The sequence below is a fragment of the Candidatus Brevundimonas phytovorans genome, assembly GCA_029203145.1.
Classification (GTDB): Bacteria; Pseudomonadota; Alphaproteobacteria; order Caulobacterales; family Caulobacteraceae; genus Brevundimonas; species Brevundimonas phytovorans.
In genome coordinates this window covers 645,001-667,707 of the sequence record CP119309.1, presented here as the reverse complement: position 1 = coordinate 667,707, position 22,707 = coordinate 645,001, and the positions used below count along the sequence as shown (strand labels likewise).

General features: G+C 65.7%; 10 protein-coding genes, 1 tRNA gene and 2 rRNA genes (1 of these 13 only partly in view). 3 read left to right on the top strand and 10 right to left on the bottom strand.

Annotated elements, in window-relative coordinates:
- Position 1: 1 nt before the first annotated feature.
- The 4 genes from catA to P0Y52_03240 are packed head-to-tail and all read right to left on the bottom strand — an operon-like array spanning position 2 to position 3,396.
- Positions 2–922 (bottom strand): catechol 1,2-dioxygenase, encoded by a 921-nt coding sequence (catA, locus tag P0Y52_03255; GenBank protein WEK58568.1) that lies wholly within the window; start codon positions 920–922, stop codon positions 2–4.
- Between the two features lie 49 nt (positions 923–971).
- Complete coding sequence (catC, locus tag P0Y52_03250) at positions 972–1,262, bottom strand: muconolactone Delta-isomerase (protein WEK58567.1); 291 nt, start codon at positions 1,260–1,262, stop codon at positions 972–974.
- A 2-nt stretch (positions 1,263–1,264) separates the two neighbouring features.
- Complete coding sequence (locus tag P0Y52_03245) at positions 1,265–2,413, bottom strand: muconate/chloromuconate family cycloisomerase (GenBank protein WEK58566.1); 1,149 nt, start codon at positions 2,411–2,413, stop codon at positions 1,265–1,267.
- Positions 2,413–3,396, bottom strand: coding sequence for a LysR family transcriptional regulator (locus P0Y52_03240; GenBank protein WEK58565.1), 984 nt, complete (start codon positions 3,394–3,396; stop codon positions 2,413–2,415). The genes P0Y52_03245 and P0Y52_03240 overlap by 1 nt, the downstream gene beginning before the upstream one ends.
- Positions 3,397–3,914: 518 nt before the next feature.
- Here P0Y52_03240 and P0Y52_03235 point away from each other — a divergent pair.
- From P0Y52_03235 to P0Y52_03225, 3 genes are read left to right on the top strand one after another with little or no spacing between them, the layout of a single operon-like run.
- Positions 3,915–5,279 (top strand): alginate export family protein, encoded by a 1,365-nt coding sequence (locus P0Y52_03235; GenBank protein ID WEK58564.1) that lies wholly within the window; start codon positions 3,915–3,917, stop codon positions 5,277–5,279.
- Between the two features lie 28 nt (positions 5,280–5,307).
- Complete coding sequence (locus P0Y52_03230) at positions 5,308–7,059, top strand: arylsulfatase (protein WEK58563.1); 1,752 nt, start codon at positions 5,308–5,310, stop codon at positions 7,057–7,059.
- Between the two features lie 31 nt (positions 7,060–7,090).
- Positions 7,091–7,951, top strand: coding sequence for a formylglycine-generating enzyme family protein (locus P0Y52_03225; GenBank protein ID WEK58562.1), 861 nt, complete (start codon positions 7,091–7,093; stop codon positions 7,949–7,951).
- A 42-nt stretch (positions 7,952–7,993) separates the two neighbouring features.
- On the opposite strand, the gene P0Y52_03220 is transcribed toward P0Y52_03225, so the two are convergent.
- From P0Y52_03220 to P0Y52_03195, 6 genes are all read right to left on the bottom strand, one after another.
- Positions 7,994–11,635 (bottom strand): hypothetical protein, encoded by a 3,642-nt coding sequence (locus tag P0Y52_03220; GenBank protein WEK58561.1) that lies wholly within the window; start codon positions 11,633–11,635, stop codon positions 7,994–7,996.
- Complete coding sequence (locus P0Y52_03215; protein WEK58560.1) at positions 11,632–17,964, bottom strand: SdrD B-like domain-containing protein; 6,333 nt, start codon at positions 17,962–17,964, stop codon at positions 11,632–11,634. The genes P0Y52_03220 and P0Y52_03215 overlap by 4 nt, the downstream gene beginning before the upstream one ends.
- Entirely contained in the window at positions 17,901–20,108 is a 2,208-nt protein-coding gene (locus tag P0Y52_03210) for a hypothetical protein (GenBank protein WEK58559.1), read from the bottom strand. The genes P0Y52_03215 and P0Y52_03210 overlap by 64 nt, the downstream gene beginning before the upstream one ends.
- A 353-nt stretch (positions 20,109–20,461) precedes the next feature.
- Positions 20,462–20,538: transfer RNA gene (locus tag P0Y52_03205), tRNA-Met, on the bottom strand.
- A gap of 102 nt (positions 20,539–20,640) precedes the next feature.
- A 5S ribosomal RNA gene (gene rrf, locus P0Y52_03200) occupies positions 20,641–20,755 on the bottom strand.
- A 79-nt stretch (positions 20,756–20,834) separates the two neighbouring features.
- Positions 20,835–22,707 (bottom strand): 23S ribosomal RNA (locus tag P0Y52_03195); it runs 913 nt beyond the window's last position.

The following is a 22,707-nucleotide window of genomic DNA, read 5'->3' as shown; positions in this document are numbered from 1 at the left end:
GTCAGGCCGCGACGCGCGCGCGGTGCGAAGCTTCTTCTTCCGCCTCGACCTTGGCCGGCTGCATCACGAAGTCGAAGGCGATGTCGGCGTAGCGCCCTTCCAGGCCGTACTTCTCGGCGGCTTCTCCGCCTTCCTTGTGGGTCACGGCGGGGATCAGATCCTCACGCGTAGCGTAGGCGAAGTCGTCGCGCAGGTAGGGGTCGCCGTCGATGTTGATCTGGGTCGTCAGGTGGCGGTGATCGTCGGCCGAGGCGAAGAAGTGGATGTGGGCCGGGCGATGGCCGTGGCGGCCCAACTGCTTCAGGATGCCTTCGGTCGAGCCGCCCGGAGGACAGGCGTAGCCCGAGGGCACGATGGAGCGGAAGGCGTAGCGGCCGTCGGAGTCGGTGATGATGGTGCGACGCAGGTTGAAGTCGCTCTGGCTCTTGTCGAAGTAGGAATAGTTGCCGAGCGTATTGGCGTGCCAGACCTCGACCTTGGCGCCGGCCAGGGCCTTGCCGTCCACGTCGCGGACCTGACCGTGCATGAACAGGGGCTCGCCCTTGTCCACGCCGTCGTCCAGCCGGGCGAAGCCCTGCTCGACCGGGGCGCCGGCGACATAGAGGGGGCCTTCGATGGTGCGCGGCGTGCCGCCGACCACGCCTTCGGCGGCGTCCCGCGCATCGGCGCGGATGTCGAGGAAGCGTTCAATACCCAGACCAGCCGCCCACAGTCCGAACTCCGGCGCGCCCGCAGCGGCGTAGTTCAAAGCCTGCCAGAACTCGTCGTCCGAGATGTCGAACTCTTCGATGGCGGCGAACAGGTCGCCGACGACACGGCGAACGATGGCCTTCAGGCGCGGATCGCCACTGACGGTGTCGGCGCCGCTCAGCTTGTCCAGCAGGGCCTGGACTTCGGTGGAGTCGATCAGGCGTTCGGTCATGTCATTTCCTCTTATATTATTTTGAATTGTCTGGGATTTCGGGCCGCGCTCAGCGGTCGTCGTCATGGATCGAGGAGGGATGCCGGCACAGCGGCGTCACCTCGATGTTCATGAAGGGGAACAGCGGCAGGCTGCTGACGATGTCATGCAGCTCCTGCACGTCGGCGACATCGAACACGCTGAAGTTCGAATACTGGCCGGCGATGCGCCACAGGTGCCGCCACTTGCCCGACGTCTGCAGTTCCTGGGCGCGCTCGCGCTCGATCCGCTTCAGTTCGGCGGCGCGGTCGGGGTCGTAGTCGAGGGGGATGCGGACATCCATGCGAACATGAAACAGCATGATCAGGCTCCGGCGGATTGAGTCTTGCGAGCGGCGTCGCGGCGGAAGAAGGCGACCTTGTCGGCGTCCAGACGCACGCCCAGGCCCGGACCGTCCGGCACCTTCAGGCCGAAGTCGGCATAGGCCAGCGGCGTCTCCAGGATCTCCTCAGTCAGCAGCAGGGGGCCGAACAGCTCGGTCTGGAACGACAGGTTGGCGAAGGTCGAGAAGACATGGGCCGAGGCCGCCGTGCCCACCGGCCCTTCCAGCATGGTGCCGCCATAAAGGCCGACGCCCGCCGCCTGGGCGATGGCGCCGACGGCGCAGGCCGCCGTCAGACCGCCGGACTGGGCGATCTTGACCGCGAACACATCGGCCGCCGCATTGGCGGCGAAGTCGAAGGCGCTGGCCGGGCCGGTCAGGGATTCGTCGGCCATGATGGGGATGGTGAAACGCTGGGCCAGCCGCGCCATCGCCCCGCGCAGGTGGGCGTCGACCGGCTGCTCGATCAGGTCGCAGCCTGCGGCCTCCAGCATGGCGACGCCGCGCGCGGCGCTGGCCTCGTCCCAGGCGCGGTTGACGTCGACCCGCACGCTCGCGCGGTCGCCCAGGGCGCGCTTGATGGCCGCAACATGGGCCACGTCGTCCACCACCGCGCGCTTGCCGATCTTGAGCTTGAAGATGTTGTGGCGACGCTGCGCCAGCATCCGCTCGGCCTCGTCGATGTCCTTGGCCGTGTCGCCGCTGGCCAGGGTCCAGGCCACCGACAGACGCTCACGGCGACGACCGCCCAGCAGTTCGGCCACCGGCAGGCCGACCCTGTGGCCCATGGCGTCGAGCAGGGCCGTCTCCACCGCGCATTTGGCGAAACGATTGCCCGCAATGGCCCGGCTCAGGCGATCCATCAGTTGCGCGGGCCGCGTCGGGTCCGCGCCCAGCACCAGAGGCGCGAAATAGGTGTCGAGCGCCAGCTTCATGCCCTCGGGGCTTTCCTCGCCGTAGCTGAGGCCTCCGATGGTCGTGGCCTCGCCCACCCCGACCGTGCCGTCCGAGCAGCGCAAAGTCAGCAGCACCATGGTCTGGTGGTGCATGGTGGTCATCGACAGGACGTGCGGGCGGATCGTGGGCAGATCGACCAGACAGGTCTCAAAGGCGTCGATCGTCATGGCCATCAGGCAGGTCCTTGATGAAGGGGAACGGAGGCGCCCTCGGCGGCCTCCTGGTTCCGGGTCTTGTGAGCAGCAGCGAAGGCTTTGACCTGGCTGCGGAAGCGCGCCAGCGTCGCCGAGCGATTGTCGCGGCGATAGGACAGGCTGAGCCGGGTGGTCGGGACGGGCGCCCGCAGAGGGCGATAGGCCACGCCCAGGCGCTGCGCGTCCTGAACGCTGGCCGGCACCAGAGACACGCCTGCACCGGCGGCGACCAGCCCCAGCGCCGTCTGAACATCCATGGTTTCGTGGGCGATGATCGGCGAAAAGCCGCTCTCGGCGCAGTGCTTCAGGATAATGTCCGCAAAGCTGGGGCGCGGGAAACGCGGGTAGAGAACAAAGGCGTGGCGCGCCAGGTCGCCGAGCGCGATCTCACTGTGTGCGGCCTGGGGATCGACGTCCGGCAGGGCCACAACCAGCGGCTCTTCCAACAGCAGTTCGTCGACCACCTCGGGGTCGTCGATGCCAGGCCGCGCGAAGGCGACGTCGATGGTCCGCTCGATCAGACCGCCCTTCAGCTCCGCCGTATTCATGGCGTGCAGCATCAAATCAACGTCGGGATTATCGGTGCGAAAGGCGTTCAGCACCCGCGGCAGCAGGGAATAGGTCGCCGATCCGACGAAGCCGACATTGAGCACGCCGATGGAGCCCGCCGCCGCGCGTCGGGCGATACGCGCCGCCTCGACGATGCTGCTCAGGATCTGACGGGCGCGGGGCAGCAGGGCCTCGCCGGCGACGGTCAGACGAATCTGATTGCGCGTGCGGTCGAACAGGGTGGCGCCGATCGCCGCCTCCAGCTCGACCATCTGGCGGCTGAGCGCGGGCTGGGCGACGTTGAGACGTTCCGAGGCGCGGCCGAAATGCAGTTCTTCGGCGATGGCCACAAAATAGCGCAGGCGCCGCACGTCGACGCCGGAGGTCTCGGCGAAAGGGTCCAGCGGGCTCATGCATGAGCCCCCCGCCCCGACGCGCCACAGGACGCGAGATCAACGACATGACGGTTCATGAAGTCGCTCCTTTCACTGCGCCTTGGCTCTGCTCGACGCGATGAAACGTGCGCCGCGTGACCAAGGTCGTCAGGACGGGGTGGTTTTCCCAATAGCATTTCTCGAAAACCTGATGCCGAAACGGCATGACGCGCCATGTGGCGATGCCGTTTTCTTTGCGATCGACGGCGGGGCGCGCCGTCTCACCTCACTGCTCGCGAACGCGGTCTGGGAAGGGTTCGTTCCGTAAGACGGGCCCGCTCGTCATCGGCAAGATCGTGGTTTCGCTATCGCCTCATGCCGAAGAATTATTGGCCAACCCCTCCTCGCTCCAAAAGAGTGAAAAGAAAAAATCGGGAGAGGACCCCATGGAATATTCGTCGCACCGCTACAGTTGCGCCTTGGCGCTGGCGCTGTCCGCGCTCTCTCTTTCGTCCGCCCTGGCGCAAGATGGAGCTCCCCCGGCGGCTCCCTCGCCCATGCCAGCCGTCCTGCCCCCGCAAGCGGGCCTCGGTCCGCGCGTCGGTCCCTATTATCTGCTGCGCTTCAACGACACCGCAGCGCCGCAAGCCCCGGCCGAAGTCTCCACGAAAGGGCTGGCAGCGCTGAAATACATGCCGCTGAACGCCAACGGCGACGTCAACCTGTCGCTGAGCGGCATGGAGCGCGTCCAGTTCAACAGCTACAGTCATGAATCCCTGATCGGCCAGAACTACAGCGATCAGTTGTTCATGGGCTTCCGTCACATCTACGGCGCAGACCTGCATCTCGGTTCGCACGTCAGGGTCTATGGCGAACTGGCCAGCGGTCAGATCAACGGCCGCGACATCGGCCCCCAGCCCCCGCGGCAACGCAACGACCTGGCCCTGCAACAGGCCTTCGTCGAGGTCAGCGCCCCCTTGGGCGACGGCAGCGTCAGCCTGCGCGGCGGGCGTCAGGAAATCTGGCTGGGCAATGGACTGATCCTGTCGACCCAGCCCTTCGCCAATATTCCGCTGACCTTCGAAGGCGTGACGGCACAGTATCGATCCCCGTCGGCGCGCATCGACGTCCTGGCGGTCGAGAACGTGGCCAACACCGAGGAGGTCTTCGGCGACAGCGCCAATCCGGGCCGCAAGATCTGGGGCGTTTACGGCAGCTTCGCCCTGCCCCACATGGCCAACGACGCCGTGGCCCTGAACCTCGATCCCTTCTACATCGGCTTCAAGTCGCGCAATCTGGCCATGGCCGGGCTGGTCGGCGAGGATGAACGCCACGGCTTGGGCGCCCGCCTGTGGGGCAAGGCCGGACCGATCCAGCTGGACACCACCGTGGTCCGCCAGGGCGGCTCCTTCGCCGGGCAGGATGTGGAGGCCTGGGCCGTCTATGCCGACGCCGGCTACGTCATCCAGTCCTCGCCGCTGAAGCCCCGCATCGGCGCCCGCTTCGACGCCGTCAGCGGCGGTCGCGACGGCGGCAAGATCCAGACCTTCACGCCCCTCTACACAGGCCAGCAGTACTACGCCGCCAGCGGTTATCTGGCCGGCAGCAATCTGGTCGAGGCCGGACCGACCCTGGCCCTCAACCTGTCCAAAGCCGTACGCCTGTCGGCCTATAACCGCTGGTACTGGAAGCAGGACCGCGACGACGCCGTCTATGGCCGCGGCTTCGCGCCCCTGCCCGGCACCGCCGATCCCTCGATCGGCTACATCGGCATGCAGCCCGACGTCACGGTGCAGTGGACCATCAATCCCAACCTCTTCCTGAGTGTGGAAGCCGCCTACTTCGACGTGTCCGACGGAATGAAACGCGCGGGCGGCCGCGACGTTTTCTACTCGCTCGTCGATCTGACTTTCATGTTCTGAGCCCCATAGAAAGAACACGGACCCCGCCATGAAGATCGCGAAACGCCTGCTGCCCGCCCTTCTGGGCGGCGTCTCTCTCCTCAGCCTCTCGCCGGTCGCGCTTCAGGCGCAGACCCCCTCCGCGCCGGCCCCGCTGACGGCGCCCACGCCCCAGCGCGACGCCCGGCCCAATATCGTGCTGATCGTCGCCGACGACATGGGCTTTTCCGACCTCAGCGCCTTCGGCAGCGAGATCGCCACGCCCAATCTGGACGCCCTGGTGGCCAGCGGCGTGCAACTGACCAATTTCCACGCCTCGCCGGCCTGTTCTCCGACGCGCGCCATGCTGATGAGCGGCGTCGATAACCACATCGCGGGGCTGGGCACGATGGCCGAGGTCATCGCCCCCGAACAGGTCGGCGTGCCCGGCTATGAAGGCGCGCTCAATGATCGGGTCGTGCCCTTCCCGCGCCTGTTGCAAGACGCCGGCTACCACACCTTCATGGTGGGCAAGTGGCACCTGGGCAAGGAGGAAGGTCAGAGCCCTCAGGCCCGCGGCTTCGATCATTCCTTCGTCCTGCTGAACGGCGGCGCCGACCACTTCACCCAGGGCGGCACCATCTTCGCCGCGCCCAAGGCCAGCTATCGCGACGACGGCGCACTGGTCGACCTGCCCGCGAACTTCTTCTCGACAGACTACTATACCGACCGGATTCTGCAGAACATCGACAGCGTCAAGGACGACAAGCCCTTCTTCGCCTACATCGCCTATACCGCCCCGCACTGGCCTCTTCAGGCGCCCGACGCCTATCTGGACCGTTATCGCGGGGTCTACGACGTGGGCTATGACGTGATCCTCGATCAGCGGATCGAGCGCATGAAGGCCAGGGGCGTCATCGCCCAGGACGTCACGCCCGCCCCGGCCCCCGGCGTCTGGCCCGCGTGGAACGCGCTGTCGGCCGAAGACAAGGCCAAGGAGGCCCGGCGCATGGAGGTCTACGCCGCCATGATCGCCAACATGGACGACAATGTCGGACGACTGGTCGCGGAGCTGAAGCGCACCGGCGAATACGACAACACCGTCTTCGTCTTCTTCTCCGACAATGGCGCAGAAGGCAGCGACGCCGAGGACATCAGCGAAAAGAACCGCGAGTGGATCCAGGCGACCTTCGACAACAGCCTCGACAACATGGGGCGGCGCAACTCCTTCATCGGCTACGGCCCCAACTGGGCGCGCGTCAGCTCGGCGCCCTTCCGCCTGTTCAAGGCCTTCACCTATGAGGGCGGCACCCGCACCCCGGCCTTCGTCGCGGGTCCCGGCGTTCGGCGCAGCCTCAGCGACGCCTATGTCGGGGTGAAGGACTGGGCGCCCACCTTCCTGCAACTGGCCCAGACGCGGCATCCTGCGGAAGACGGCGCCGCTGTTCCACCGCTGCAGGGGCGCTCGGCGGTGCCCTTCCTGATGGGCCAGACGGACCAGGTTCACCCCGATGACGCCACCCAGTGTCTGGAGTTGTTCGGTCGCGTCGCCGTTCGCATCGGCGATTTCAAGCTGACCTACAGCAATGCGCCCTGGGGCAGCGGCGATTGGGAGCTTTACAACACCCGCCGCGACCCAACCGAAGCGACCGATCTGAGCCAGGCCGAGCCCCAGCAACTGGCTACGATGAAGGCGGCGTGGGAAGGTTGCCAGCGGGACAACAACATCCTCTGGACGCCAGAGATCGCCGGCAAGAACGCCTATGGCAACACCAGCGTCCACTTCCCCGACCACCAGATCGATTTCCGCACCAAAGAGTAGCCCATTGAGCCGGTCCAAGGATCCCGTGACGATGACCGCCCTGCCTGCGGGCCACTTCGTCATGGGTTCGGACCATCACTACGTCGAAGAACGCCCGGCCCACCGCCGCCAAGTCGAGGCCTTCGCCATCGACGCCGTGCCTGTGACCAACGCCCGCTTTGCCGCCTTCATCGCCGACACCGGGCATCGAACGCTGGCCGAGACTCCGGTCAATCCGGCGGACTATCCCGGTGTCCCGGCGCACATGCTGGCGCCATCCTCCCTGGTTTTCACGCCGCCGCCCGGTCCTGTGCCGCTCAACGATGCGGGGCAATGGTGGCGCATCGTGCCCGGCGCCGACTGGCGGCATCCGCTGGGGCCCGGCTCCTCAATCGAGGGGCTGGACGATCATCCTGTCGTGCATGTCGGTTTCGCCGACGCCCTGGCCTATGCGCGCTGGGCGAGAAAGACCCTGCCCAGCGAGGCGCAGTGGGAGTACGCCGCCCGCGCCGGGTCCACGACCGAATACGCCTGGGGCGACGTCCTTGAACCCGAGGGTCGGCACATGGCCAACCTGTGGCAGGGCGCCTTTCCCCACCGCAACAGTCTCGGCGACGGCTATGAGCGCACCTCGCCCGTCGGCCATTATCCGCCGAACGCCTGGGGCCTGTCCGACATGATCGGCAACGTCTGGGAATGGACCCTCGACGCCTATCAGCCCCATCACACCGGCTCGCCGCCCAAGCGCTGCTGCGGGGTGTCGGCCCGACCGTCCGCCAACGTCTTCAAGGTGCTGAAGGGCGGCTCCCATCTCTGCACAGCAGACTACTGCAGCCGCTATCGCCCTCCTGCCCGGCTGCCCCAGGCCACCGACACCACCGCCTCCCACATCGGGTTCCGCTGCTGTCTTTGACGGTGGCCCTTTCGCCGACGCGGTCTAGCTTCAACCTCGCGATCAGAACTTGCCGATCAGGTTCACGAACCAGCCGCGCTCGTCGTAGCTGAGGTCGCCCAGGTCGTCCGAGAAGTCGGTGAAGTTGTAGCCGACGCCCAGCTTCACGTGGTCGCCGAAGTGGCGATAGACGCCGACCAGAGCCCCCAGACGGCTGTCCTGCGCCTCCTTGATCGACAGCTCGCGCACCTCGACCAGGACGTCCCAGCGGCGGACGATCTGATAGTCGGCGCGCACGGCCCAGAAGACCGCCTCGCTGTCGAACCAGGGCGCGCTCTCGTCGCGAGAGGCGCGCAGCTCGCCCAGACGCCAGGCCACCTTGGCCCCGACCGCCAGACGCGGCGTGACCTGATAGGTCCCGTCAACGGCGGCGATGTGGCTGCGCTGGGCATAGTCCAGCGACTGCCCCAGGGCGTCCACCTGGGCCGGCGACGGCAGGTCGGCCAGATAGGTGTACTTGGTCAGCAGGTTGAGCCGGTCGTTGTCGACCGGACGATAGGCCCCGGCCAGCGCCAGCTCGTAGTAGTCGGCGTTCATCGCCATCGCCTGATCCGAGTTGGACAGGGAGATGTTGGCCTTGGCGAACAGGCGTAGCGACGGCGTGGCCTTCAGCGTCACCTGATTGCGGGTGGCGACCGTGGTGCGCTCGCCGACCGTGTCGCCCTCGTCCTTGCGGTATTCCAGGGCCGAGGCCCAGCGCAGGCGGTCGCTGCCGTAGTCGGCGGTGGCGCCGATGGCCATGCGGTCGATCTCCTGGCCCAGAGCGTCGGCCAGAGAGCCGGTCTCGTAGCGCGCGCCGAAGGTCCAGGCCTCGATGGGGCTGAAGTCGACGCCGTAGGCCTGGGTCCAGCCGGTGGGGCCGTCGCCGTGGTCATAGCGTTGCTCGGCGAAGACGCTGGTCTTCTCGCCTATCTGCTGACGCGCGCCGCCGGTCAGGCGGCCCAGACGACCGCCGGTCATGGCGTCGGGGTTCTCGCCGGCCAGGGCGTAGCCCAGATAGAGGCTGCCGCGATCCGTCATGGCGAAGTCCGCCCGCACGTCTGCGCCGAAGCCCATGTCGCCGTCCGAGACCTCGCCCTTGAACCTGAGCCGGTCGTGGACCTGATATTCGCCGCCGAGGCCGAAACGGTCGTTCGACTGACGCCCGCCGTCGTGGTCCAGCGTCGCCTGTGCGAAGGTCCAGACGGCCCAGGGGGCGTCGCGCTGCTCGACGTTGGGGGTCTCAGGGCTTGGCGTGTGGCGATAGCCGACCGACACCGCCGCGTCGGTCCGCGTGCCCTCGCTGGGCGGCGGGACATAGAGGGGGCTGTAGGGCGTGCGCTGACCCTGCTGCTTGTCCGAGCGGACCCCGACCGAACCGAACCAGCCCGCCGCCGTCTCGCGACGCAGGCCGACCTCGACCGCATGACGCTCGGTCAGGCGACCGTCGGTGACGTCGCCCTTGGCCTGAAGACGGACCGTGTCGCTGAGCGCCATGTCGAAGACGCCGCCGTACTGATCCAGGGTCTCGCCGAAGGTCAGCTCGCCGGGGGCGGAGAAGCCGGCCTCGCGCGTCTTCCAGTAGCCGCCGAAGCGGCCGTCGCGCTCCAGTCCCAGTTCGTCCAGCTGACCGGCGAAGGTCAGGCTGACGGCGTTGGCCTTGTCGGCCTCGGTCTGAACCTTGGTGAAGTCATAGCCGCCGGTGGACGACAGATAGGCGCCGTCGCCCGGCCCGTCCGCCTGGGCGAACTCCAGCTTCACGAAGCTGTTGGGCGCGTGCTGATACAGGACGTCGGCGCCGAACAGATCCTGCGAGGCCTGGTCCTCGCCCTGATGATAGGCGCTGCCGGCGACGCGCAGACGGTCGGTCAGCCAGTGCTGCGCCCGCCCGCCCGTGGTGAAGGCCTCCGGCCGTGTCAGGCCCGGCGAATACTCGTAGGTGGCCACGACCCAGACCGGGTTTCCGGCCAGCGACGACTGGGACACGAAGCTGTTGGCGTCGGCGGTCATCGGCGGCGGGTTGCGCATGACGACCCGCCCCTGAAGATAGTTCACTTCATAGTCGCGGGCGGCGATCAGTTCCTGTCGTTCCAGCACCAGGCCGGAATCCTTGTCGCGGACTTCCAGGAAGACCCGCTCCGAACCCGGCGCAATGTCGCGGTTGCGGAAGAAGTAGACCGAGCCCCCGGTCGAGGCGAAGTCCTCGCGGCTGGCGATGGTGCCGGGGTCGGCGGCGAAGCCATTGACCTCGGTGCGGCGTTCGCCGGTCGCGGTCACAGCGTCGCTACGCCAGTCCAGATTGGCGCCATAGAGGGTCCGCTGGTGACGGATCAGCTCATTGCCGCCCAGACGACTCTGGAACACGCCCCACAGGGCGTCGGTGTTCTCGTTCTCGGCGCGCAGATAGAAGCGGCCATAGGTCGGGGCGTCCTCGACCGTGACCGAGTCGTCGCCATAGACCGGATAGTGCATCTCCGGGTCGATGCGGCGCAGCAGCGAGCGCGGGTCCTTTTCCAGGAAGCCGTCGAACAGGCTCTTCAGCGGCTGCTCGCCGGTGTCGGCCGAGGCCGTCAGACGCCAGTCATCCTTCACCACGCCCTTGAAGTAGAAGGCCAGACGACCATCGACGAAGTCGTTGCGGTGATCGCCCGCATCGCCCAGTAGTTCATGCTTGGCGGCGTCGAAGCTGCGGCTGCCCGCCGTGATGTCGGCGATGCCGACAAAGAAGCGGTCGGTGCGCGGCAACACGATCTCGCGCACCAGATCGACCGGCGCCTGACCGGGACGCGCCACCTGCACCGCCACGGCGGCGGTGTCGGCGGGCACGATCTGCTGGACCATGAAGCGGCCCGTGCGATCCACCGGAACCGTGGTTCCGAAGGCGGTCACGCGGGTGGCGGGGTCCTCGACCTCGCCGCTGATAGTGACGGCGGCGCCCTTGACCGAGATGGCGTCGATGACGCGCATATTCTCGAACGACGGCCCGGCCAGGATGTCCGGCTTGGTCACATTGATCGCATGGGTCACGGCCAGCATCGTCGCCGAGGTCTGGTCGTAGCGGCCGTCGGCGTCATAGACGCGCAGCACATAGCGATAGCGATGCTCGCCTGGCTGATCGCGGTCGGTCGTCCACAAGACCGGCTGACCAAGCCGCGCCGGGATGACGGTCAGGGGCGCTTCCTCAGTGCTCTGATCATCGCGGAAGATCCGCACCTCGGCGCGCGCGACATAGGCGGCATAGTTGCTGAGGGTGAAGAAGCGGACGGTTTCGCCAGCGCGGATCACCGGCTGGTCAGCGACGATGCTGAGCACCGGGCGCACGTCGAAGGCCGTGGCCTGGATTCGCACGTCGGCGCCGGCCAGAGCCAGATCCTGACGACGCTGCCGGTCGGCGCGGAGATCATCAGCATCCTCCCCTGCCCCGTCCACACTGACGCGGAACGGACGCGCCGCCCCGCGATCAGCGGCTTCCAGGTTGTTCCCGACGCTGCGGCGTTCGACCGCCGCATCGTCCGCCACAGGACCGCAGCGGCGGTCGGTGTCGCGGCCGCAATAGACCGAACGGTCGTCAGCGGCGGCCTCCTGGGCCTGAACCCCGGTGGCGAGGGCGATGGCTGATCCGCCCATCAGCAGGGCGGTCAGCAGCTTGTTCGACGCGCGGATCATTGCACGCCTCCCTCATGAGGGGTGGACGGGACGACGGTCTCCTCTTCGACGACCAGTCGGTAGCGGCCGCGCTCATCGTTCCAGCGGTCCTGGAGACGACGACGGACCTGGGCCAGGCGGTCCTTGATCAGGTCCGCGCTTTCGCCTTGCGAGGCATAGGCCAGACGCAGGACCGAGGGACGCTCGGCCAGGGTCCCGATCAGGCCCTCGAACTGCTGTTCGAACTCCGGACGCAGAGCCTCGCCGTCGAAGGCCTCCCCGTTCAGGTCCAGACGGACCACGCGGTGCAGGCTGGCGCCGAAGTTCAGGCGGGCGAACTTGCCGCGCGTCAGGCGCACCGTTTCCGGGTTGCCCGAGGTGACGCGGTAGCCCGTCGGCAGGGTCCGGTCGTCCAGCTTCACGATGAAGTTGGAGCCGCGGTCCTCGTTCGGGATCATCGGGCAGGTGATGTGATACCGGCCCTCGGCGTCCGTGGTGATCAGCAGACCGCGCGCGGTCGCCAGACGCACCCCCGGCAGACCCGGTTCCCCGTCGTCCTGAACGCCGTTGCCGTTCCGGTCGTCGAAGACCTTGCCCAGGATGTCGGTGCAGTCGAAGTCCGGGTCGGGGATCATCCGCACCGTGGCCTCGGCCAGGTTGGAGATGACCTGATCGACGATCGGGTTCACCGCAAAGGCGACGTTGGTGTGCTCGCCCTCGACCACGCCCGAACCAACCACCAGGATCAGCTCCAGACGCTTGGTCTCGCCCGCCGCGAAGGTCAGGTCGTTCCAGGTCAGCAGACGGCCGTTCTGGATCGGCTCGACCGCCACGCCGTCGATACGGGCGCTGCTCTCGCGATAGCGGAAGCCGGCCGGCACGCGGTCCGTCAGGGTCAGGCCCGTCAGCGTCCCGGCCAGGGTGTTGCGGGCCGTGATGACATAGGGGACCAGACCGCCGCGCACGACGTTGACCATCGGGGTCGTCTTCGTGACCTCGATCGCGCCCTCCAGAATCGGATCCAGGGGGATGTTGTTGTTGACGACGTTGGCCGAGACCCCCGGCGTCAGGTTGAAGTTCAGCACATAGCCGGTCGTCATCACGCCCGTCAGGCAGCCTTCGGCCGTGCCCAGCGGCGGCGGGCCGTTGCTGGTCGAGACCAGCAGGGGGTCCGGCGTCGCATTGACCGTCAGCGGTCCCGCGCAGGGCGGAATGATCGTCGACGGCTGGTTCGGGTTGTAGGTCCCGTTCGGCGGCGTCACCGACAGGCTGTAGGCGCCCGCCGGAGCCGAGGCCATCAGCTGGAACTGGTACTGGCCCAGGGCGTCGGTGATCTGACGCACGTTGCCGGTTCCGCCCAGCAGATGCAGGGCGGGATCGAAGCCGGCCGGGCCGGTGATCTGGACCGTCGCGCCCGGAATGGCGGTGCGGCGGACTGAGTCATAGACCACGCCCCACGGGTCCAGCGGCAGCGACTGCTGGGTCACGGCGGCGCCCGGCGTCAGGGTGATGCCCGTCAGTTCGCGGTCGGTCAGGGTCGCGCCGCCCGCGTTGGAGGCCGAGGTCACGCCGTTGACGAAGGCCGCGCCGGTCTCGTTCGGACGCGCCCCGCCATAGACGGCGTTGTTGTCCGGGTGGCGGAAACGCACGCCATAGCCCGAGCCGGGCGCCACGCCGGTGAAGGCATAGCCGCCATCGGCGCCGGTCTGGGTGGTCGAGATCAGGACGTCGCCGAGGAAGAGCTCGACGGTCCAGCCCGCTTGCGGAGCCTCGCCGCCGCCGCGTGCGCGGTCGTGGTCAGAGTCCATCCACACCGAGCCCGAGATCTGGGCCTCGTCGCCGCGCTCGCCGAACAGGTAGCCGGTCGCCTCGGCCGCCGGGGCCAGAACGATGCCGGTGATGGCGTCGCCGCCGTCCGAGACGCCGCCCGAGCTGCCGGGCGTGTCCAGTCCGTCGTCATAGCCGTCCGGCTGGGTTTCCGTGACCACATAGGTCCCGCCCGGCAGGTCGGTGAAGCGGTAGCTTCCGTCCGGTCCGGTCACGGCGGTGCGGGTGACCGCCTCGCCGCGCCCGTCCGTACCCGTCAGGACGACAGTGACGCCGCCGATGAGCGGCTCGTTGGCGTCGCGGACGCCGTTGTTGTTGGTGTCGTTGTAGACCAGCCCCAACAGCGAGCCGGTGCGCTCGCCGAAGTTGATCGGCGCCGTCTTCTGATCCGTGACGACGGTAACGGGCACGCGGTTGGTCGGATGCTCCGGCCCCTCGCCATAGCCCGCAGGCTGGGTCTCGATGACCTCATAGTCGCCTGCCGGAACATCGCCGAAGCTGTAGGAACCATCCGGCCCCGTCGTGGTCGTGGCGACCAGGTCGCCCGAGGCCGTGCGCAGTTCGACCACCACGTTCGCCAGGGGGCGATCACCGCCGTCGTTCTTTCCGTTCAGGTCCAGGTCGACATAGACGTGGCCGCTGACGCCCTGACCGCGCTCGCCGAAGGCATAGTCGATCGCGTCGGTCGCTACCGGCAGGACGATGTTGCTGATCTGGTCGCCGGGCGTCGTCACGACGCCGTCGACCGAACCGGCGCTGTCCAGGCCGTCCGAATAGTTGGCCGGCTGGGTCTCGGTGATCACATAGGTCCCGGCCAGCAGGTCCTCGATGACCCACGCGCCCGAGGCGTTGGTCGTGGCCGTGCGGTTGACCGCACCGCCCGCCGCATCCGTGCCGGTCAGGGTTACGACGACGCCCGCTATGGGCGCCTCGCCAGCCTGACGCACGCCGTCGTTGTTGCTGTCGACGAAGACATGGCCGGCGATGCTGCTGACCGTGTCGGCGAAGTCGACCGTCTGGGTCTGGCCCGGCGTCAGGTTGATCGACACCTCATTGGGCGTCGAGGAGCCGTAACCGTCCGGCTGGATCTCGCGCACCGTATAGTCGCCGGCGGGCAGGTCGATGAAGCTGTAGCTTCCGTCCGGGCCGGTCGTCGTGGTTTTGATGACCACGCCGTTCTGGACCAGTTCGATGGTGACACCAGCCAGAGGCGGCTCGCCGCCCCCGTTCACGCCGTCGCGTTCCGGGTCCTTGAAGACCGTGCCGTTGATGACCACGGCGCGCTCGCCAACGACATAGTCGGTCGCGTCCACGCCAGCGCCCAGAACGATGCCGCCGATGGTGTTGGCCGCAGCCGTGCCGTCGAAGACGCCGTTGTTGACCGCGCCGCCCGCCGAACCGGCGGCTTCACGACCATCGGCATAGGCGCTGGGCTGGGTCTCCGTCAGGGCATAGGTCCCCTTCGGCAGGTTATCGAAGCCGTAAGTCCCATCCGCCTTGGTCGTGACCGTGCAAGTCTGGCTCGGGTCCAGGGCCGCGCGCCAGGCGCAGATGTCCTGACCGTCGGCGGTCGTGCCCGACAGGATGATCTCGACGCCGCCCAGACCGAGCTCCCCGGCCTGACGCACGCCGTCGTCATTGCCGTCGACATAGACCAGACCGGCCAGCGAACCGGCCAGTTCGCCGAAGGCGTAGTTGGAGCCCAGTTCGCCGGTATTCAGCACGATGCCGCTGATGACGTCGTTCGTCGCCGTACCGCGCACGACGCCGCCGACCACGCCGGCTGCATCCTTGCCGTCGGTGTAGTTGGACAGGGGCGCAGCAGTTTGCGCCTGTTGGGTCAGGGTGTAGCCCGTCGCGTCCGATCCCGGCACCGACAGGAGGATGAAGGCGCCCGCCGCATCGGTCGTGACCGTGCAGTCGATCAGGTCACAGACGTTCTGGCCGTTCGCCGTCGTGCCCGACAGGGTGACGCTCACGCCCGGAATGCCGACCTCGCCCGTCTCCCGGACGCCTGTGTCGTTCTGATCGACATAGACATAACCGCTGACGCCCTGGCCGCTGGCGCCGAAGTCGTAGTTGCCCGCCGACGCGCCCGCCACCACGGCGATGGCAGTCACACTCGTATTGGCCGCGCCCGGCGCCGCCGTATCGGCGCCGCTCTGGCTGCCCGCGCTTCCGCCGACGCTGCCAATGAAGGCGCCCGTATGGGTCAGACCCGCCGCCGGTGTGATCTCCAGCGCATAGTTTCCGGGACGCAGCACCTGACAGGTTGGCGTGGCCGAGCCGACGACAGGGAAGCTGTAGAGGCCTGTCGCTGTCGTAGTGACGGCACAGTCGATCACCTCGTTCAGGTCGTTCAGACCCGTCAGGCGAATGACGGCGCCCGACAGGCCCGTGCTCTCGCCCGCGCCGCGCACAGCGTCGGCATTGGGGTCCAGGAAGACCATGCCGCTGAGCGACGAGGTCGGCAATTCGCCAAAGTTGCGCTCCGTCAGGTTGGCGGCCGGAGCCACCGCGCCAACGTCGAAGCCTTCCGGCGCCGCGCGGCCGCTGGAGTTGGCGATCACGAGGCCGCCGTTGGCGTCCTTGCCATCGGAGGCGCCGTTCGGCTGGACCAGTTGCGTCACCGTATAGGCGTCCGCGCCGTTCGACGGCGGAACCGAGGCGAACTCGTAGAAGCCCGACCCGTTGACATTGGCCGTCAGGTTTACCGCCCCGCCAGCGTAGTCCGTGCCCGTCAGACGGATGTGCGGCGTCGAGGCGAAGGCGGCGGGGGCATAGCCAATCTCGCCGGCGCCGGCTTCGCGCAGGCCATTATTATTCAGGTCGCGATAGACGTAGCCCGAAACCTTGGCCGCGCTGACTTCCTGGAAGACATAGCCCGTCGCCGCCGTCGCCGCCGGCAGGACGATGTTGGAAATCGTATTGGTCGCCGCGCCGCTGCCATAGGTCGTGTTGTTGACGGCGCCGCCCGCCGAACCTGCGGTTTCATTACGGTCGAACGTGCCCGAGGGCTGGGTCTCGACGATCTGATAGGTCCCGGCCGGCAGACGGTCGAAGGTGAAGACGCCGCCCGCGATCGTGGTCGTCGTACGGCCGGAGATGGCGTTGCCGAACGTGTCCGTGCCCGACAGGGTCAGCGTGATCCCGGCCATGCCCTCGCCCGCGTCAATCCCGTCATTGCGGTTGTCGTCACGATAGACCGTGCCCGCGATCGAGGACTGCGTGACCTGAGTCGTCGCGGTCTGAGTGTTGTTGGCCGCGTTCGTGTCGCGGCTGATTTCCTTATTATTGCCGTCGCGCCCCGGAGCGATGCTGGCCGTATTGGTCAGGTCAGTGTCCAGCGCGCCGGCGAAGGGATGCGCCGCCTTGGCGAACAAGGTCAATGTCACGGTATTGCCTGCGCCCGCCGGGAAGTCGCCGTTCAGGATGCAGAGAATACTGCTGGTTCCCGAACAGGTCATGGCCGTGACCGAAGCTGCGCCGTTGACGCTGAAGGCCTCGCCGGTCGCCACCCGCGTCCAGCCCCCAGGCAGGGCGTCAGTGACGCGCATCTGCGTGGTGGGCGAGACGCCGTTGTTGCGGACCACGATGTTGTATTGAACCGGTTGGTTGATCTGAACCGGCGACGGCGTCACGCGGGTCTTGCTCACAACCTCCAGATCGGTGGCGGGAATGACGGTCGTGGTCTGGACCGCCGTATTGTTGGCCAGCTCGCTATCCGCCTGGTTGACGGTCGTATTGTCCTGTTCCAGCGACACGATCTGTGCGCCGTTGGAGAAGGTCATGGAGCCCGTCGGCGCCGCGCCCGTCGCCGTCATGAACAGTCGGAAGACCACCTGCTGACGCTCGTCGAGATAGTTCAGCGCGGGATCCGAACCGTGCAGGCGGCATTCGATCAGCCCCCCTGCCACCGTCACGCAGGCCGGCGCAGGCGGCGAATAGAGCGTCAAGCCGCCTGTTGCGCCGACCGGGTTCACCTCAAACCGATCCAAAGCCATCGCATAGCCCGCGGGCGGCGCGGGAATATCGGTAATCACGACATTCCCGGCGCGCGAAGGACCATAGTTCGACGCGCGCAGATCATAGACGAGCCCAGACCCAAAGGGCATGGGATCATACTCGGCGCTCGGCTCCTGCTTGGTGATCGCCAAGTCCATGCCAGGAGCGATGACCGGGTGCGTCAAGCTGACACTGTTGTTGGCGCTGTCGCTTTCCGTCGTGGAAGTGGTCACGGCGGCGGTGTTGGTGTGGTCGATCGGGAAGCCGTCGATCGCTCCGCCGAAGGGGAAACGCGCCCTCACCTGCTGGTTGATCTGATAGGTCTGACCGCGATTGATCGTCCCCATGGCGCAGGAGATCGCGCCGGTCGCATCCGTCTTGCTGCAGGTCACGCCGCCCTTGGTCGTGGTCGGCAGCCCCACCAGCTCAAAGCGCGTGGGGTCGATCACGTCCGTCACCACCACGTCCGAGGCCGGGTTCGGCCCCATGCCGCGCACGCCGATGGTATAGGTCGCCACCACGCCGACCTGAGCCGGGCTGGCGAAATCGACTTGGTGTTGAGGGTGATGTCGGTGATCGGCGCGATATTGTAGCTGGCGGTCGATTGATTGTTCGTCAGGTTGAATTCCGTGGTGTCCGGGGACATCACCTCGGCCGTATTGTCGAAAGCGCCGCTCTCGACCGGGCGATTGATGCGGACGACCGCCGTCTCGACGTCGCCGGCAGCGAGGTCGGTCACGGTCCAGGTGATGCGGCCGTTGTTGGTCGTATAGGCGGGCGCGCCCTGGGTCGCGCTCTCCAGCACGAAGCCGGTGGTGAAACCATTGGCCGCGTCATTGATAAAGTTGGGCAGGTCATCGGTGACGACCACGGTGCGCGCTGTGTCGCCGCCCAGGTTGCGAACAGTGAAACGCAGATAGAAGGCGGCGTCGCCCTGGGCGATCGCCAGCGCGGGCGTCTGGGTCCAGGGGCCAGCCAGGTTGAGGCTGACCTCCTTGACGATCTCCAGGTCGGCCTCGTTCGGCGTCGAACGCGATATGGCCGAGGCGCAGTTGTTGGCTGAGTTGATGTCGCCTGGCTGGGCGCCCGACGTCGTACAGGCGGTGTTGCTCAGTTCAAGGTCGATGCCCGTGCCCGCCAGGGTCCTGAGCGACAGAACCGCGTCGGCGCCAACCGCCAGACTTCCCGGCCCCGTCAGTTCGCAGGTGATCGCAAGGCCCGCCGCCGCACAGACCCAGGGCGCATCCGCCGAGACATAGGTCTCGTCCGCCGTCACCGTATCGACAATGCGCAGCGGATTGGCCGCGTCATAGTTCAGGATCGACGGCCCCAGATTACGGATCGTGATCGTGCTGGTCATTTCCTGACCGGCCTCGACCGGGTTCGGGCCCTTGACCTTGCTGGTTCGCAGGTCAGCGTTCGGCTCGACAATGCGATAGCTGGCGTTGGCCGTATTGTTGTCGGCAGTCGGGTCCGTAATGCCCGCCGGCGCCGTCACCGTGGCGGAATTGGTGGCGTTACCTGCCGTTGGCGCGAGCGCCGTCACGCGAATAGCGAACTTCTGGTTCTGGCCTGTCGACAGGCTGTTCGCCGTGCAACTGACCGTCTGCCCCGTCGCCAGACACCCTGCAGGCAGGGGCGTCTGAATCTCGAACTCGGGCGCGATCGTGTCGACGATGACGGCGCCGGTGACCGTCAGGGGGCCGGTGTTACGGATCGTCAGCTCGATATCGACTTCATCGCCCTGAATGATGGTGGCGGGCATGGTCTTGCCCGCCTCCAGGTCGGCGCCAGGCTCGATCATGGTGACGACCGGAGCCGCCGCGTTATTCGCGCCGTCCGGGTCCAGCACGGTCGGGCTGGTCAGCCCGACGAAGGCGTTGTTAGTGATCGTGCCGCCGCTGGCCAGAACACGTCCCTTGATCGTGACCGACGGCAGGGCGCCCTTCAGAGGCGCGCCCCCATAGTTGCACACGACGGTCGCGGCGATATGCGTGCAGGTCCAGTCGCTGCCCGCGGCTGAGATGAATTCGAAATCGCCGGCGGCGGGCAGGTTGTCCGTCAGACGGATGGAGGCGGTGGCGTCCGGTCCGGCGTTCGACGCCGTCAGCGTATAGGTCAGGATGCCGCCGCCGGGGATGGAGTGATCCGGCTCGTTGTCGGTCTTGGTCACCGTCAGATCCGCCCCTGACTGAACCGCCGGTGCGACCGTCAGGCTGTCGTTGCCGGGGTTCAGGTCCACATTGGTCGGGCTGGAAATCGTCGCGGTCGAGGAACGCGATCCTGTCGCCGTGGCGGCTGCGGAATACCGGATATTGAAATCGCCGCCAGGCAGGGCCGGAAGATCGCATTGCAGGGTCTGGCCGCCCGGTGCGCCGGAAAGGAGGCAATAGGCGGGAAGCGACGCCGCCAGAACGGTGAAGTTAGCAGGCACGGCCACGGTCACGACCGCGTCGTTGATCAGATCCAGATCATTGTTGCTGACCCGGATGGTGAAATCTGCCTGAGCCCCGTTCGCGACGGGATCAGGGTCCCAGCTGTAGGATGAAATCTGCAGATCAGCCGCCGCCGCGACACCGGCCGCGCCCGCGACAACCAGAGGCGCCGACAGGCGCACCACGCGCAGCGCCAGGCGCTGCAAGGACTTCAGCAGTTTCAACACGTCTCAGGTCTCCGCCTCGACCCGATGATCGGGGACGGCGAAGACATCGCAGGTGCAGTCCTTGGGCTCACACCCGTCCAGCACTAATGCAACGCCTCGCCCCCTGGGGCCGAAGTGGAGGCGGACCTAACCCATGCCTCCTTGTATGGCCACGCTCACACTGTAACCAAATGTCTGATTTTACAGCATTTTACATTCCCACCACTGACCTGAAGCCCCTTTGCTGCGCAGGAGGGGCGTGAAGCTAGGAATTGAGCGGAGAGCCCCGGCCTTCGCCTTCGCCGGTCGGATGGGTTTTGGGAATTTGGGCAAAGAAAAACCCGCCATCCAGAAGGGATAGCGGGTTGAAATCTTGGGTGCGGGAGCAGGATTTGAACCTGCGACCTTCAGGTTATGAGCCTGACGAGCTACCGGGCTGCTCCATCCCGCGGCAAGGCGGTTAGTGAAGGAAGAAGGGTTCGAGACAGTCCTCAAGTAGACCGAAGTTCGGTAGGACAAGAGGAATGAGAAGACTGATTTATGTATCTGGTAGACCCCGCGGCGACCTACTCTCCCGCGCCTTGAGACGAAGTACCATTGGCTCTGGAGGGCTTAACGACCGAGTTCGGAATGGGATCGGGTGTGGAACCTCCGACATAGCCACGGGGTCAACCAGACACATAAAAAAGAGAAGACATCGTCGCGTATTGTTATCGGCAAGTAGAACCGAATGAGTTTTGCTGAGAAACGATCAAGCCGATCGGATTATTAGTACCAGTAAGCTTCATGCGTCGCCGCACTTCCACACCTGGCCTATCAACGTGGTAGTCTTCCACGATCCTCAGCGAAGCCTTGTTTTGAGGTTAGTTTCCCGCTTAGATGCTTTCAGCGGTTATCTATTCCATACTTAGCTACCCTGCTGCGCGGCTGGCGCCACGACAGGTCCACCAGAGGTATGTCCATCCCGGTCCTCTCGTACTAGGGACAGATCCTCTCAAGCTTCGAACACCCACGGCAGATAGGGACCAAACTGTCTCACGACGTTCTGAACCCAGCTCACGTACCACTTTAAATGGCGAACAGCCATACCCTTGGGACCTGCTCCAGCCCCAGGATGTGATGAGCCGACATCGAGGTGCCAAACTTTGCCGTCGATATGGACTCTTGGGCAAAATCAGCCTGTTATCCCTAGAGTACCTTTTATCCGTTGAGCGATGGCCCTTCCACTCGGGACCACCGGATCACTATGGCCGACTTTCGTCTCTGCTCGACTTGTCAGTCTCGCAGTCAGGCGGGCTTATGCCATTGCACTCGACGACCGATTTCCGACCGGTCTGAGCCCACCATCGCGCGCCTCCGTTACACTTTAGGAGGCGACCGCCCCAGTCAAACTACCCACCACGCCATGTCCCGGACCCGGATAACGGATCTCGGTTAGACGTCAACGACAGTAAGGGTGGTATTTCAAGGATGGCTCCACCAGAGCTGGCGCCCCGGTTTCATAGCCTCCCACCTATCCTACACATACGGTCGCTAACGCCAAGGCGAAGCTATAGTAAAGGTTCATAGGGTCTTTCCGTCTGACCGCGGGAACCCCGCATCTTCACGGGGAATTCAATTTCACTGAGCCTGTGCTGGAGACAGTGGGGAAGTCGTTACGCCATTCGTGCAGGTCGGAACTTACCCGACAAGGAATTTCGCTACCTTAGGACCGTTATAGTTACGGCCGCCGTTTACCTGGGCTTCAGTTCGGAGCTTTCACTCCTCCCTTTAACCTTCAGGCACCGGGCAGGCGTCAGACCCTATACGTCGCATTGCTGCTTCGCAGAGCCCTGTGTTTTTGCTAAACAGTCGCTACCCCCTGGCTTGTGCCACTCATTCCCAGTTGCCTGGGGTGAGTCACGCTTATTCCGAAGTTACGCGTGCAATTTGCCGAGTTCCTTCAGCACAGTTCTCTCAAGCGCCTTGGTATGCTCTACCTGACCACCTGTGTCGGTTTCGGGTACGGTCTCTGCTGGAGTTATTTCCAGGGACAACGCCCCTGCAAGGACAATCCAATAAGCCCTTACAAGTTATGCCATCCGTCACTTCCAGCTGGTGCAGGAATATTTACCTGCTTCCCATCGACTACGCTTTTCAGCCTCGCCTTAGGGGCCGACTAACCCTGCGCAGATTAGCTTTACGCAGGAACCCTTGGTCTTTCGGCGACAGTGTTTCTCACACTGTTTATCGTTACTCATGTCAGCATTCTCACTTCCGATACCTCCAGCCAACCTCACGGTTGACCTTCACAGGCTTACGGAACGCTCCGCTACCGCTTGCAGTAAACTGCAAACCCATATCTTCGGCGCATGGCTTTAGCCCCGTTACATTTTCCGCGCAGGATCGCTTGATCAGTGAGCTGTTACGCTTTCTTTAAAGGATGGCTGCTTCTAAGCCAACCTCCTGATTGTCAAAGCAATCCCACATCGTTTCCCACTTAGCCATGACTTGGGGGCCTTAGATGATGGTTAGGGTTGTTTCCCTTTTCACGACGGACGTTAGCACCCGCCGTGTGTCTGCCCGATAGTTCTCTTGGGTATTCGGAGTTTGGTTAGTATTGGTACCGCTCGCGCAGCCC